A 13,020-nucleotide genomic window follows, 5' to 3' on the forward strand; every position below is an offset into this window, starting at 1 on the left:
CATTGTAGGATCAAGGAGAGAGCACAGAAGAAGGTCGTCGCGCTCGGCGGCGCGGTCCAGTTCGGGCTTCTCGCCGCGGCGTTGGCAGACATCTACCAGCGGCCTGCGGAGCAGATCCGGGGCGGCAAGCTGCCGTGGACCCTTGCGTCCTTCGCCAACTTCGTAGGCCCCCTCTCCTACTTCTTCTTCGGCCGCAAGCGGGTCTCTCCTCGCCACCAACACCCGGGCCGGCATAGAGCTGGTTGAGAGGCTCTCGGGCATAACGGTCCTGAACGTCCTCGACCGGGGATCGTTCCCGCGGCTGCGCACGGTGTTGGAGCGCGCCCTCGGCGGCCGCCCGCGGGAGCGGGCGCTATACTGAACCGGCAGTCGCGGCGCGGGAGGCCAAAGCCATGCTTCAGACGGTCGACGTAGGGGAACGCTCTCTGGAGACCTACCGGGGGGTGGCGCCGGGAGAGATACTGGATGAGATCCTGCGCCACGCCGAGGATCTGCGCGGGGCGCGCGTGCTGCACCTGAACGCCACCCCTTACGGCGGAGGGGTCTCGGAGCTCCTGCGCTCGCTGGTCCCCCTGCTGAACGATCTGGGCGTGGCCGCCGACTGGAAGGTCATAAGCGGCGATGACGCCTTCTTCCACGTCACCAAGACCATGCACAATGCTCTGCAGGGCGCTGCGAGGACGCTCGGCGAAGAAGAGAAGCACACCTACCTGAAGAACTCCCGGCAGAACGCTGCGAACCTGGAGGAGGAGTACGACTTCGTCTTCGTCCACGATCCTCAGCCGGCGGCCATCCTGCCGATGCGCGGCAGAGGCGAGGCCCGCTGGATCTGGCGCTGCCACATAGACACCTCCTCCCCCGAGAGAGGCGTGTGGGAGTTCCTGCGCGGCTACCTCGGAGATTACGACGCTGCCGTCTTCACGATGCAGGAGTTCGTCCCCCCAGATCTCCCGGTCGGGCGGGTGGAGATCATACCGCCGGCCATAGACCCTCTAAGCCCCAAGAACCTCCCGCTCGCCGAGAGCATCGCCCGGCAGGTACTGGACTGGATCGGGGTGCGCCTGAGCCAACCATTCATAACCCAGGTCTCGCGTTTCGATCCCTGGAAGGACCCGCTGGGCGTCATAGAGGCGTACCGGCTGGTGCGCGAGGAGGTTCCCGGCCTTCAGCTCGCTCTGGTCGGCTCGATGGCCCTCGACGACCCGGAGGGGTGGGAGATCTACCGCCAGATACAGGAAGCCGCCACGAACGATCCCCTGGTGCACGTCTTCACCAACCTCACGGGCGTGGGCAACATCGAGGTGAACGCCTTCCAGCGCCTCTCGGAGGTGATGGTGCAGAAGTCCATCCGGGAGGGGTTCGGGCTGGTCGTCTCCGAGGCGCTGTGGAAGGGGACCCCGGTGGTGGCCGGGAGGGCCGGCGGCATACCGCTGCAGATGGCCGACGGGGTCGGGGGCATCCTCATTGAGAGCGTCGAGGAGTGTGCCGAGGCCATCCTCCAGCTCCTCCGGGATCCCCGGCGCGCCGGAGAGCTGGGGGCGCGGGGCCGGGAGCGCGTGCGGGAGCACTTCCTCCTGCCGCGCCTGCTTTTGAACGAGCTCTCGCTCATGGAGGAGCTGGCGCGGGAACGACCGCTACGGCGCGTGCCGGCGGTCTCCGCCTCCCGGCGCGATCCGGTCTGCGGCATGGTGGTGGGCAACGCACACCCCGAGCTCACCGCCACCCTAAACGGCCGCATCTACCACTTCTGCTCCGCGGCCTGCCGCGCCCGGTTTCTGGCGTGGCCGGAGCGGTACGTGCCCCCCTCTGGTTAATTCTGACCAGCACAATGAGCCATCTTGCTCAAGCCCTCTGCGCCCTCCCCCGGTAGAGTGCCGGTGGAAGGCCGGAGATACGAGACCACAGGGGTTGCCGAACATGACACGGAGACGCTGGATCCGCTGGTATTCGGAGTTGAGCGCGGAGGACGTTCCTCTGGTCGGCGGGAAGAACGCTTCTCTGGGCGAGATGATAAGGGAGCTCTCCCCGCTGGGCGTGAGGGTGCCCGACGGGTTCGCCATCACCGCCGAAGCCTACCGCTACTTTCTTGAGGAGAACGGTCTCGCAGCTCCATTGAGGGATGAGATCTCGACCCTCGAGCGCGGCGGTACGGAGAGGCTCGTCCCGGTGAGCCACCGGGTGCGGGACATGATCCTGGGCGGGGACTTGCCGCCGGATCTCGCACGCGAGATAACCGACTCCTACCGTGAGCTCTCCGTGCGCTACGGCCAGCCCGACACCGACGTCGCCGTCCGCTCGTCCGCGACCGCCGAGGATCTGCCCGCTGCCAGCTTCGCCGGTCAGCAGGAGAGCTTCCTGAACGTCCACGGCGAGGCGCAGCTCCTGGAGTCGGTCAGGAAGTGCTTCGCCAGCCTCTTTACCCCACGGGCCATCAGCTACCGGGAGGACCTGGGCTTCGACCACTTCGAGGTGGCCCTCTCGGTGGGGGTGCAGAAGATGGTGCGCGCGGATCTGGCCAGCTCCGGCGTGATCTTCACCCTCGACCCCGATTCGGGCTTCGAGGACGTGATCCTGGTGACCTCCTCCTGGGGCCTCGGCGAGAGCATCGTACAGGGACGCGTCGTCCCCGACCAGTTCTACGTGCACAAGCCCACCCTGAAGCAGGGCTATGCCCCGCTCATCCGCCGGCAGGTGGGGAGCAAGGAGACCAAGCTCGTCTACGATGAGACGGGACACCGTTCGGTCAAGACCGTCCCGGTCGCGCCGGAAGACCGGCGCTCCCTCTCCGTCTCCGATAAGGACGTTCTCACGCTCGCCCGGTGGGCGCTGCTCATCGAGGAGCACTACAGCGGCCGGCGCGGCCGGCCCACCCCCATGGACATAGAGTGGGCCAGAGACGGCACAAGCGGGGAGCTCTTCATCGTTCAGGCGCGGCCCGAGACCGTGCACAGCCGCCGGGAAAGCCCGGCCCTGCGGCTCTACGAGCTGAAAGAGCGCGGCCCCGTGCTGGCGGAAGGGCTGGCCATCGGGAGCGCCATCTCTGCGGGCAGGGCCCGCCTGCTGCGAAACCCGGCCGCGATCGAGCGCTTCCGGCCCAAAGAGGTGCTCGTCACGGAGATAACCGATCCCGACTGGGAACCGATCATGAAGAGCGCCTCCGCCATCGTGACCGAGCGGGGAGGCCGTACCTCACACGCGGCCATCGTGGCCCGCGAGCTGGGAATACCGGCGGTGGTGGGGGCGGCTGGCGCCACCGGGAAGATCGAGGACGGCCAGAGCGTCACCGTGTGCTGCGCCGAGGGAGAAGCGGGAAGGGTCTACGCCGGCATCCTGCCCTACGAGACGAAGCGGTTAGATCCCGCCGAACTCCCCCGGCCCCGGACGCGGATCATGATGAACGTCGGCGATCCCGAGCGCGCCTTCGAGCTCGCCCGGATCCCGAACGACGGGGTGGGCCTCGCGCGCATGGAGTTCATCTTCGCCGGCTGGGTCGGAATACATCCTCTGGCTCTGACCCGCTACGAGAGCCTCCCGCCGAAGATCCGGGCCGAGGTGGCGAGACGCACCGCCGGCTACGAGGATCGAACCCGCTTCTTCGTGGACCGGCTGGCGCAGGGCATAGGAACGCTGGCCGCCGCCTTCTGGCCCCGGGAGGTGATCCTGCGCTTCTCGGACTTCAAGACCAACGAGTACGCACGCCTTCTAGGCGGCGAGCTCTTCGAGCCCGGTGAGGAGAACCCCATGCTCGGCTGGCGCGGCGCGAGCCGCTACTACCACCCCGACTACAGGGAGGGCTTCCTGCTGGAGGTCGAAGCCGTAAGGCGTGTGCGAAAGACCTTCGGCCTCAAGAACCTCAAGGTGATGGTTCCCTTCTGCCGCACTCCGGAGGAAGGCCGGCGGGTGCTGGCCGCAATGGAGGAGGGCGGCCTTATCCGGGGCGAGGACGGACTGGAGGTCTACGTGATGGCCGAGATACCCTCGAACATTATTCTGGCCCGGGAGTTCGCGCAGATCTTCGATGGCTTCTCCATCGGCTCCAACGACCTCACACAGCTCGTACTCGGCGTGGACCGCGACTCCGAACGGGTGGCGAACCTCTTCGACGAGAACAACGAGGCCGTCCGGTGGGCGTGCGCCCAGCTCATAGAGCAGGCGCACGCCGCAGGGAAGAAGGTCGGTATCTGCGGGCAGGCCCCCTCGGACTACCCGGAGTTCGCCGCCTTCTTGGCCGGGCGGGGCATCGACTCGATCAGCCTCAGCCCGGACGCCGTGATGACCACGGCCCTCAGGGTGCTCGAAGCCGAGGGAGAGCGGACACCGGCGGCGTAGATTCCGCCCGGCAGAGGAGGAGAACGGGAGGATGCAAGAGCGTATAGAGAAGATCCTGGTGGCCACTGACGGATCGCGGGACTCCGAGCTGGCCGCCCGGAAGGCCACCGCGCTGGCGCAGGAGTTGGGAGCGGAGCTGCACGTGGTGCACGTCGTTCCCGTCGCGCCGCCGTACTACCTCCCGGGCTATGATTCCGGAAGCCCCGGTTTCTACGAGGAAGACTTCCGGAAAGCCCGGGATCTGCTGGAAGAGCAAGTGCATAAGTTACGCGAAGCGGGCGTCGAGCCGGCCGGAAGCCACCTGAGGACGGGCGAACCGGACTCGGAAGTGGTCGAGCTGGCCGAGGAGATAGGGGCGGATCTCATCGTGGTGGGCAGCCGCGGCGCGAGCCCTCTGGTGCGCCCCCTGATCGGGAGCGTCTCGAGCAGCATCGTGACTCACGCCCACTGCCCAGTCCTGGTCGTTCGCGCAGAGGAAACGGCTTTGAGAAGGGAGTAGATATGTTGCCCGAGAAGATACTGCTGGCGACCGACGGCTCGCAGGAAGCCGCCCGGGCAGCGCAGACGGCGGCTGAGCTGGCAGAGAAGACCGGAGCAGAGCTGCACGTAGTGCACGTGGGACACATGCCCGACGTCTTCTACGAAGCTCCGGGAGGCTGGATGCTGGACTGGGAGCTCGTGGAGAAGATGCGGGAGAACGCCAGAGAAGAGGCCGCAAAGAGGCTCGAAGAATGGGTCCGGGAGGTCGCAGGACCTGGCAGGACGGCCGTGCAAACCCACGCTAAGGTAGGCAGGCCCGAGGCCGAGATCGTGCAGCTGGCCGAGGAGCTGGATGCCGACTTAGTGGTGGTGGGAAGCCGCGGCCTCGGGCGCCTCCGGCGGGCTCTGATGGGGAGCGTCTCAGAGAGCGTGCTGCACTACGCCCACTGCTCCGTTCTGGTCGCCCGGGGCACGCCCCTCAGCTTCCCCGTGAAGATCCTGATCGCCGTGGACGGTTCGCAGGAGGCCGCCCGGGCGGCGCAGACAGCGGCTGAGCTGGCAGAGAAGACCGGATCGGAGCTGCACGTGGTGCACGTGGGTGTGCTGGAACCCGTCTACCATCCTGAGAGACACGGATATCCGGCATACCGCGAGAGGATCGAGGAAGAGGTCCTGAGGCTGCTCGAAGAGCAGGTCGAACGGCTAAAGAAGACCGGAAAGGAGGTCGTCAGGTCTCACCCCCGGCTGGGCCGTGCGGACGAGGAGATCCTCGCCGTGGCCGGAGAGATCGGAGCGGAGCTCATCGTCACCGGCAACCGGGGCCTCAGCCCCTTGAAGCGCGTCCTCATGGGCAGCGTCTCGGACAGCGTCGTCCGGCACGCCCGCTGCCCGGTCCTGGTAGTGCGCGGCCGGTGATGGACTTCTATAACCCCTGTCCTCCACACTCGCCAGAGCACCGCTGAGACGCGCCGGGACACCTCAAACACGCTTCCACGACCTCCGGCACACGGCGGCGCCGCTGCTTCTCTCAAAGGGCGCTCACCCCAAGTACGTTCAGGAGCTACTGGGACACGCCAACATCTCCATAACCCTGGATACCTACTCCCACGTGCTGCCCAACATGCAGGACGGCGCGGTCCGGGCCCTCGAAGACACCCTCTCCTGACGGGTTGCTGCACAAAGCCCCCGGCCCGAAAACCGGGGGCTTTCGTTTCCCCACCATTTGCAGGGATTTCAGGAGTGGAGCCGAGGGGATTCGAACCCCTGACCTCCGCCGTGCAAAGGCGGCGCTCTCCCTATCTGAGCTACGGCCCCACGGGTACCGGGATATTCTACCGCGTTCTGAGCCGTCCGTTTTGGGACTAGACCATGGTCAGCAGGGCTTGATCCGCCCGGGTGCGCGAGCGGGACCCGGCGAGCAGGGTCTTACTCCGGTGACCGGGCGTGCAATACGGCGCCACCGGGGTTTCGTGAAGAGCCTTCAACTTAGTGTTCCCCCGGCCTTCTCCGGCTCCTTCTACCTCTGCGCCGCCCTCGTGGCCTCCGCCCTCCTCCTGGTCTACCCGGACCGCCGCAAGACGCCCCCCGGCAGCCTTGGTGTATAGTCGGCAGACACGCGGACGAGACGCGAGGAGGAGCGATATGGCGGACAGATACGACGCGGTGGTACTGGGGATGGGCCCCGGCGGGGAGGTTGCGGCGAGCCGCCTGATAAGCGGGGGCCTGAGGGTAGCGGTGGTGGAGCGGGAGCTCATCGGCGGGGAGTGCGCCTACTGGGCGTGCATCCCGTCGAAGACGCTGCTGAGGCCGCCGGAGGTCAGGAGCGAGGCGCAGCGGGCCTTCGGGACCGGGATTCCGGAGCTGGACCGGGGCGGCCTCTTCGACTACCGGGACTGGATGATCCGGAACCTCGACGACTCGGCGCAGGTGGAGGGCTACGAGCAGCGGGGAGCCACGGTCATAAAGGGGGAGGGTAGGATCTCCGGCCCCGGCCGGGTCGAGGTGGGCGGGGAGATCCTGGAGGCGGAGCACATCGTCGTCGCCACCGGCTCGGCCCCGAACGTGCCTCCGGTGGAGGGCCTCGAAGGGGTGACCGTGTGGACCAACCGGGAGGCCACCACCAGCCGCGAGGTGCCGGACAGAACGCTCATCATCGGCGGGGGGCCAAACGGGATAGAGGCGGCCCAGTGGCTCTCGCGCCTGGGCTCCCGGGTCACCGTGGTCCAGTCGGCGGACAGGCTCATAGACCGCGAGGACCCGGAGGTCGGGAGGCTCATAGAGGAGGCCCTGGAGGAGGAGGGCGTAACGGTCCTCACCGGCCGGCAGGCGGTGAGGGCGCGCAAAGAGGACGGGCGGACCGTGATAGAGCTGGACGACGGCTCGGAGGCGGAGACCGACGTGGTACTGATCGCTGCCGGGCGCAGGCCCCGGACGCAGGGGCTTGGGCTGGAGACGGTCGGCGTGGAAGCGGAGGGCGGCGCCGTTCCCGTGGACGAGCGCTGCCGGGCCGCCGACGGGGTGTGGGCCATCGGCGACGTGACGGGGGTGGCGCTCTTCACCCACGTGGCCAAGTACCAGGGCCGGGTCGCCGCCGACAACATCCTCGGCAAAGAGCAGCGTGCCGACTACCGCGGCATCCCCCGGGTGGTCTTCTCCGACCCGGAGATCGCCGCCTGCGGCCTCACCGCAGAGCAGGCGAGAGAGCAGGGGATCGACGCCGCCGTCGCCACCGTAAAGCTCCCCGAGGTGCTCGCCAGACCCTGGACCTACGAGGAGAGCCCGCGGGGGCACCTGGGCCTGATCGCCGACCGGAAGCAGGGGGTGCTCGTCGGGGCGTGGGCCGTCGCCCCGCAGGCCGGGGAGTGGATCCACCAAGCCTCCCTGGCCATCCGGGCGGGAATCCCCATAGAGCGCCTGCTCGACACGGTGGCCCAGTTCCCTACCTACTCCGAAGGCTACCTGAACGCGCTGGAGGAGCTGGACCTCTAGACAGCGGCAAGAAAACGGGAAGAGTAGCCACCACCAAGGCGCTGCGCCGGCCGGGCGCAAACGCATCGGCCGGCGCTACCCACATCCCGCCTCCCAACCGTTGACAAATTCTGATTGGCAAATATTATTTGCATAAACGAATGTATGGAGGTGCGGCTTTGGGTGGCGGGAGGATAAGGATACGGATCGGGGCCATGACGCGCCCCCGCTGCGAGGAGGCGGTGAGCCGGGCGCTGGAGGGTGCCGGGGCGCGCGGCGTCCGTGCGGACTTCCGGCGGGGCGAGGCCGTCTTTGAGGCACCGGAGGGCGTGGACGGGGAGGGGCTGAGGGAGGCCGCAGGCGTGGAGGGTTCTCTGGGGCGGACCGGCGGGGGAAGTGTGGACTACGACCTGGCGATCATCGGCTCGGGCAGCGCGGCGTTTGCGGCGGCGATCCGGGCCTCTGGAGAGGGGGCGCGGGTCGCCGTGATCGAGCGCGGGACGGTCGGGGGAACGTGCGTGAACGCGGGGTGCATCCCCTCGAAGAACCTGCTCGCGGCGGCGGAGGCATACCACCGGGCCGCGGGCCACCCCTTCCGGGGCATCGAGACGAAGGCCGGGGCAGTGGACTTTGGGGCGCTCGTCGGGATGAAGGCGGAGGTCGTCTTAAAGCTGCGCCGGGAGAAGTACGAGGAGCTCGCGGAGGAGTACGGGTTCGGGATAATCCGGGGGGAGGCCGCCTTCGTCTCGCCCGAGGCCATCGAGGCCGGGGGCAGGAGGATCACGGCGCAGAGGTTCCTGATCGCGACGGGGGCTGCGCCGTGGGTCCCGCCCGTAGCGGGGCTCGAGGAGGCGGGCTACCTCACCTCCACGAGCGCGATGGAGCTCAAGGAGCTGCCGGAGTCGCTCGTCGTCATCGGCGGCAACTACATCGGGCTCGAGATGGGGCAGCTCTTCGCCGATCTGGGGAGCAAGGTAACCATCGTGGAGATGCTCGACCGGCTCGTTCCCGGCGAAGAGCCCGAGGTCTCGCGGTGGATCGAACGCATCCTGCGGGAGCAGGGCGTCGAGGTGATCACCTCCGCCCGGGTCGGCCGCGTTGAAGGAGGCGGGAAGAAGACCGTCGTGGCGGAGGCCGGCAGAAAAGAGCGCAGGATGGAGGCAGAGGAGGTGCTCGTCGCCACCGGCCGCCGCCCGGTCCTCGACGGGCTCGGCCTGGAGAAGGCCGGGATAGAGCGCGACGGGCGCGGCGCCCTGGTGCTGGACGAGACCCTCCGAACGACCAACCCGCGGGTCTTCGCGGCGGGGGATGTCACCGGGGCCCCGCAGTTCGTCTACGTCGCGGCCGCGCAGGGCACCCTCGCCGCCGAGAACGCCCTGCTTGGGGCCGGGCGCAAGGTGGACTACGAGGCGCTGCCGCGGGTGACGTTCACCACGCCGAACATCGCCGCGGCGGGCCTGACCGACGCCCGGGCGCGCGAGCTGGGCTACCGCTGCGAGTGCCGGGTTGTGGGCCTGGAGAACGTCCCCCGGGCCATCGTCAACCTGGACACCCGCGGGATGGTCAAGATCGTCGCCGAGCAGGGGAGCGGGAGGGTCCTCGGGGTGCACGCCGTCGGGGACAGCGCCGGTGAGATCATCCTGGCCGGGGTGTACGCGGTGAAGTTCGGCCTCACCGTGCGGGATCTCGCCGAGACCTGGGCCCCGTACCTGACGATGTCCGAGGGGATAAGGCTCGCCGCCCAGGCCTTCGGGCGCGACGTCTCGAAGCTCTCCTGCTGTGCGGCGTGAGGGAAGGAGGCGCGGATGCCGGAGAAGACGCGGGAGAAGGTGCCGCTCCGGGAAGTTAGGATCGGGAGGGACAGCCCGGACATGAAGGTAATAGCCAGGCTCTTCGACGGGTTCGCCGACCCCACCAGGATGTCCATACTCGCGTACCTGGCGCGGCGGGGCGAGGCCGGGGTCTCCGAGATCGTCGAGGCCGTGGGCGCGACCCAGCCGCGGGTCTCGGTCCACCTGCGGTGTCTCGCCTGGTGCGGCTACGTCCGGGGGAGGCGCGAGGGCAGGCGGGCCTACTACGCGATAGCCGACGAGCGGGTGCTCAGCATGCTCCGGCTGGCGGAGGAGCTCCTGGCGGACAACCGGGAGCACGTCGAGGCCTGCGAGGTCACCGGCGAATGCTAGAGCTCCGGACACCGCTTCCGGCCACAAGAGGCCGGAAGCGCCGGCGCGAGGGGGCAAGAAGTTGAGAAGGATCGCGGGTTATCTGCTGGTGGTGACGGCGCTGCTCGCCTGCCCCTGCCACCTGGCACTGCTGCTGCCGGTGGCTCTGGGCCTGTTCGGGGGCACGGCGGCCGCCGCGGCCCTCGGGGCGAACATCGGGTGGGTGCTTGCCGGGGCGACCGTCTACTTCGTCGGCGCGCTCGCTGGCGGGCTCTACCTGCTGAGCCGGCGGGCCAGGAGAGGCGTGCGCGCGACCGAAGAAACGCAGGACTGCTGCCCCCCGCCCTCCGACGACCGCAAGGCCGGGCGCAGGAAGCCCGTCGGAGGGAGGCGGCATTGACTACGGCGAAGAAGAGAGCGGCCGCCGTGGCGGTCCTGCTCGCGGCCGCGCTCGTTGCGGGCGCCTGCGGCGGCTTCGGGTCCGGGAAAGGAGCATCCGGGGGTCGCGGGGAGACGGTACAGGCGACGACCGCCGCGACCGAGGGGACCGGCGGCGCGGTAGCCACGGCCCCGAGCATCGAGACCCTCGCCGGCGAGAGATTCGACCTCTCGGACGAGCGGGGGAAGGTGGTCGCCCTCTACTTCATGGCCGGCTGGTGCGGAAGCTGCATCCCCGAGGCCCGGAGCTGGTCGGAGCTCTACCCGAGCTACAGGGATGAAGGGCTGGAGGTGCTCGTCGTCTCCGCCGACCCGAACGACAGCCCCCAGACCATCGAGCGGTTCCGGCGTGCCGGCGGGATAGGGGATCTCCCGTGGGCCATCGACAGGACGGGCAGGTTCACCCGGGCGCTCGGCGTGCGGGCGCTCGACACCACCATAATCCTGGACCGGCGGGGGCGCGTGGCCTACAGGGATGCGGTACCCACGCCCGAGAAAAAGCTCAGAGAGGAGCTGGAGGAGGTTCTGTGAGCGAGATACAGCAGCTGGTGGCCCAGTGGATCTCCACCCTCTCCGGGATGCTGCCCTTCGGCGTCGCCTTCGGCGCCGGGATGGTCGCCGCCGTTAACCCCTGCGGCTTCGCCATGCTCCCGGCCTACCTCTCGCTCTACCTGGGCGCCGAGGAGGAGGGCTTTGGGAAGCGTCCGGTGGCCGCCCGCCTGCTGCGGGCGCTCCTCGTCGGCGTGACCGTCTCGCTGGGCTTCGTGCTCCTGTTCTCCGTGGTCGGGCTCGCCGTCTCCTCCGGCGGGGTGGCGCTGCTTTCGGCGATGCCGTGGGTGGGCGTCCTGATCGGGGTGGCGCTCGTAGTGCTCGGGGTCTGGATGCTCGCCGGACGCACCGTCCACGCGGGGGCCTTCGGGCGGCTTGGGGCGAGGATAGGCAACCCCGCCGACGTGAGCCTGAGGGGCTTCTTCCTCTTCGGGCTCGCCTACGGGGTCGGCTCCCTGAGCTGCACCCTGCCGGTCTTCCTGGTGGTGGTAGGCACCGGCCTCGCCTCGGGCGGCCTGCTCGCGGGCATCGGGCAGTTTCTCGCCTTCGGGCTCGGGATGGCCTCGGTGCTCGTTGCCCTCACCCTGGCGCTGGGACTCTTCAAGCAGGGCCTGGTGAAGCGGCTGCGGAGGGCGATGCCCTACGTGCGGCTCGCCTCCGCGGCCCTGCTCGTCGTGGCCGGCGTCTACGTGGTCCATTACTGGGTCTCCTCGCAGACCGGAGGCGCCCTGCCGGGTTAGACTTAACCCTGCTCTGCAAGAGGCGAGAAGAGAGGAGGCGGAGCGTGGCCGGGATGCCGCAGGAAGGGGAGCGCTTCCCCGAGCTCTGGTTCGTGACCGAGGAGGGTGAGAGGGTCTCCACCGGGGACCTTCTCGGGCAGACGACCGTCCTCTACTTCTATCCCAAGGACCAGACCCCGGGCTGTACCAAAGAGGCCTGCGCCTTCAGGGACCGGATGCCCGACTACGAGCGAGCAGGGATAAAGGTCTACGGGGTGTCGCTAGATCCCCCCGAATCCCACCGGCGCTTCCGGGAGCGGAACGGGCTCAACTTCCCCCTGCTCACCGACGAGGACGGTCAGGCCGCAAAAAGCCTCGGCATCCTCTCCGAGAAGGGCTACGCCCGGCGGGTCACCTTCCTGCTAGACCCGGAGGGGACCGTGGTCCGGGTCTACCCCGAGGTCTCCCCCGAGACCCACGCCGGAGAGGTGCTCGCCGCCGCTAGTAGCGCCGGCCCCTCTGCCGGCTGATATCGAAGCGGGCGGAGGAGGAGACGGCCATCACCCCGCCCCGCGCCGCACCGGGTCATCAGCGAGAGCACGACGAGGATCGCGGGTTCACCCTCCCTCCGGCCGTCCTCGGCGAAGGGCGCAGCCTCCACCACGAGCGCGTCCCAGAAGGAGAGGGACATGCTCCTGCTGCGCTCGATGGCGGCGAGGATCATAGCCCCGTCCACACGCACCAGCGGCAACAGCAAGAAGTCTCTCACTCTCGCGGCGGCCCTCTCCTGAGAGAGCGGCCTGGCTAGCTTGCGGGTCGCATTGACGTAGAACTCCTGCAGCACCTGGGTGCTCAGGACCACCCGGTTCTCCTCGACGGCCCTCTCAAACGCCTCGATGGCCCCGGCCTTCTTCTGCGGCTCGTCATCATCGTACATGTAGAGCAGGACGTTGGTGTCGAAGAAGGAGCGGCTCACTTCTTGGGATACCGTCCGAGCCTCTCCTCGTAGGCGTCCTCCCGCTTCCACTTGCGTCCGCCGGGACCCGAGCCGGCGCCTCCCCGGCGCGCGTCCTCGATGATCCTGCGCGCCGCCTCTCTCCGCTCCCGCCTCTGCCCGGCGTACTCCTCGAGGTACTCCCGCAAGACCGCGTTGACCGAGGTGTCCTCCTCGAGCGCCCGCATCCTCGCCCGCTTCAACGTATCCTCGTCCACCGTGATCGTCAGGTTCGCCATGCTGCCTCCCGTCTACACGGGATCAGTGTAGCACGGAAATTAGAGGTCGAGGGTGTTGAAGAGCTTCTGAAGCTCCGCGTAGGCGTCCCTCTGGTCGCCCTCGGAACGGATCCCGACGTAGACGACCTCCGCGGCCGCCTCTC

15 protein-coding genes and 1 tRNA gene are annotated in these 13,020 nt (G+C 68.5%); 13 read left to right on the forward strand and 3 right to left on the reverse strand.

Annotated features, from left to right (window positions below):
* Positions 1 to 9 precede the first annotated feature (9 nt).
* From E0L93_RS16625 to E0L93_RS16320, 6 genes are all read left to right on the forward strand, one after another.
* Complete coding sequence (locus E0L93_RS16625) at positions 10 to 246, forward strand: PLD nuclease N-terminal domain-containing protein (protein ID WP_132691570.1); 237 nt, start codon at positions 10 to 12, stop codon at positions 244 to 246.
* Positions 247 to 392: 146 nt separating this feature from the next.
* Positions 393 to 1,814 carry a glycosyltransferase gene (locus tag E0L93_RS09860; RefSeq protein WP_132691437.1) on the forward strand — a complete coding sequence of 474 codons (1,422 nt, stop codon included), beginning with the start codon at positions 393 to 395 and terminating at the stop codon, positions 1,812 to 1,814.
* A gap of 103 nt (positions 1,815 to 1,917) precedes the next feature.
* On the forward strand, positions 1,918 to 4,329 hold the full coding sequence (gene ppsA / locus E0L93_RS09865) for a phosphoenolpyruvate synthase (protein WP_132691572.1): 2,412 nt from the start codon (positions 1,918 to 1,920) through the stop codon (positions 4,327 to 4,329).
* 31 nt (positions 4,330 to 4,360) lie between these two features.
* On the forward strand, positions 4,361 to 4,828 hold the full coding sequence (locus tag E0L93_RS09870) for a universal stress protein (RefSeq protein ID WP_132691439.1): 468 nt from the start codon (positions 4,361 to 4,363) through the stop codon (positions 4,826 to 4,828).
* 2 nt (positions 4,829 to 4,830) lie between these two features.
* Positions 4,831 to 5,724 (forward strand): universal stress protein, encoded by an 894-nt coding sequence (locus E0L93_RS16315; RefSeq protein WP_243638184.1) that lies wholly within the window; start codon positions 4,831 to 4,833, stop codon positions 5,722 to 5,724.
* 43 nt (positions 5,725 to 5,767) lie between these two features.
* Positions 5,768 to 5,974: a tyrosine-type recombinase/integrase gene (locus tag E0L93_RS16320; RefSeq protein WP_279387482.1), complete on the forward strand. Its 207-nt coding sequence runs from the start codon at positions 5,768 to 5,770 to the stop codon at positions 5,972 to 5,974.
* A gap of 75 nt (positions 5,975 to 6,049) precedes the next feature.
* Here E0L93_RS16320 and E0L93_RS09885 read toward each other — a convergent pair.
* A tRNA-Ala gene (locus tag E0L93_RS09885) sits at positions 6,050 to 6,123 on the reverse strand.
* A gap of 327 nt (positions 6,124 to 6,450) precedes the next feature.
* Here E0L93_RS09885 and E0L93_RS09890 point away from each other — a divergent pair.
* The 7 genes from E0L93_RS09890 to E0L93_RS09915 all read left to right on the forward strand — a co-directional run bounded on the left by E0L93_RS09890 (position 6,451) and on the right by E0L93_RS09915 (position 12,174).
* Positions 6,451 to 7,797: a dihydrolipoyl dehydrogenase family protein gene (locus E0L93_RS09890; protein WP_132691441.1), complete on the forward strand. Its 1,347-nt coding sequence runs from the start codon at positions 6,451 to 6,453 to the stop codon at positions 7,795 to 7,797.
* 194 nt (positions 7,798 to 7,991) lie between these two features.
* Positions 7,992 to 9,566 (forward strand): mercury(II) reductase, encoded by a 1,575-nt coding sequence (gene merA / locus E0L93_RS09895; RefSeq protein ID WP_243638185.1) that lies wholly within the window; start codon positions 7,992 to 7,994, stop codon positions 9,564 to 9,566.
* 15 nt (positions 9,567 to 9,581) lie between these two features.
* Entirely contained in the window at positions 9,582 to 9,959 is a 378-nt protein-coding gene (locus E0L93_RS09900; RefSeq protein ID WP_132691445.1) for an ArsR/SmtB family transcription factor, read from the forward strand.
* A gap of 61 nt (positions 9,960 to 10,020) precedes the next feature.
* A complete protein-coding gene (locus tag E0L93_RS09905) occupies positions 10,021 to 10,338 on the forward strand; it encodes a hypothetical protein (RefSeq protein WP_132691447.1) in 318 nt (105 codons plus the stop codon).
* The gene (locus tag E0L93_RS15835) at positions 10,335 to 10,907 is read left to right on the forward strand and encodes a peroxiredoxin family protein (RefSeq protein ID WP_165874287.1); all 573 of its coding nucleotides are present in this window, start codon (positions 10,335 to 10,337) and stop codon (positions 10,905 to 10,907) included. The genes E0L93_RS09905 and E0L93_RS15835 overlap by 4 nt, the downstream gene beginning before the upstream one ends.
* Positions 10,904 to 11,665 carry a cytochrome c biogenesis CcdA family protein gene (locus tag E0L93_RS09910; protein WP_132691449.1) on the forward strand — a complete coding sequence of 254 codons (762 nt, stop codon included), beginning with the start codon at positions 10,904 to 10,906 and terminating at the stop codon, positions 11,663 to 11,665. Before E0L93_RS15835 ends, E0L93_RS09910 begins: the two co-directional genes overlap by 4 nt.
* Positions 11,666 to 11,718: 53 nt before the next feature.
* On the forward strand, positions 11,719 to 12,174 hold the full coding sequence (locus tag E0L93_RS09915) for a peroxiredoxin (protein WP_165874290.1): 456 nt from the start codon (positions 11,719 to 11,721) through the stop codon (positions 12,172 to 12,174).
* Here the strand turns inward: E0L93_RS09915 and E0L93_RS09920 are convergent.
* Both E0L93_RS09920 and E0L93_RS09925 read right to left on the reverse strand, forming a co-directional pair.
* On the reverse strand, positions 12,096 to 12,620 hold the full coding sequence (locus E0L93_RS09920) for a PIN domain-containing protein (RefSeq protein WP_132691453.1): 525 nt from the start codon (positions 12,618 to 12,620) through the stop codon (positions 12,096 to 12,098). The genes E0L93_RS09915 and E0L93_RS09920 overlap by 79 nt on opposite strands.
* Entirely contained in the window at positions 12,617 to 12,877 is a 261-nt protein-coding gene (locus E0L93_RS09925; protein WP_132691455.1) for a ribbon-helix-helix protein, CopG family, read from the reverse strand. Before E0L93_RS09925 ends, E0L93_RS09920 begins: the two co-directional genes overlap by 4 nt.
* Between the last annotated feature and the right edge of the window lie 143 nt (positions 12,878 to 13,020).

It is taken from the genome of Rubrobacter taiwanensis (genome assembly GCF_004337705.1).
GTDB lineage: Bacteria > Actinomycetota > Rubrobacteria > Rubrobacterales > Rubrobacteraceae > Rubrobacter_C > Rubrobacter_C taiwanensis.

Excerpts from the sequence above, each read along its gene's own strand:
- E0L93_RS09860 (WP_132691437.1), top strand. The coding sequence starts at position 393 with ATGCTTCAGACGGTCGACGTAGGGGAACGCTCTCTGGAGACCTACCGG.
- ppsA (WP_132691572.1), top strand. The coding sequence starts at position 1,918 with ATGACACGGAGACGCTGGATCCGCTGGTATTCGGAGTTGAGCGCGGAG.
- E0L93_RS09870 (WP_132691439.1), top strand. The coding sequence starts at position 4,361 with ATGCAAGAGCGTATAGAGAAGATCCTGGTGGCCACTGACGGATCGCGG.
- E0L93_RS16315 (WP_243638184.1), top strand. The coding sequence starts at position 4,831 with ATGTTGCCCGAGAAGATACTGCTGGCGACCGACGGCTCGCAGGAAGCC.
- E0L93_RS09890 (WP_132691441.1), top strand. The coding sequence starts at position 6,451 with ATGGCGGACAGATACGACGCGGTGGTACTGGGGATGGGCCCCGGCGGG.
- merA (WP_243638185.1), top strand. The coding sequence starts at position 7,992 with ATGACGCGCCCCCGCTGCGAGGAGGCGGTGAGCCGGGCGCTGGAGGGT.
- E0L93_RS09900 (WP_132691445.1), top strand. The coding sequence starts at position 9,582 with ATGCCGGAGAAGACGCGGGAGAAGGTGCCGCTCCGGGAAGTTAGGATC.
- E0L93_RS09915 (WP_165874290.1), top strand. The coding sequence starts at position 11,719 with ATGCCGCAGGAAGGGGAGCGCTTCCCCGAGCTCTGGTTCGTGACCGAG.
- E0L93_RS09925 (WP_132691455.1), bottom strand. The coding sequence starts at position 12,877 with ATGGCGAACCTGACGATCACGGTGGACGAGGATACGTTGAAGCGGGCG.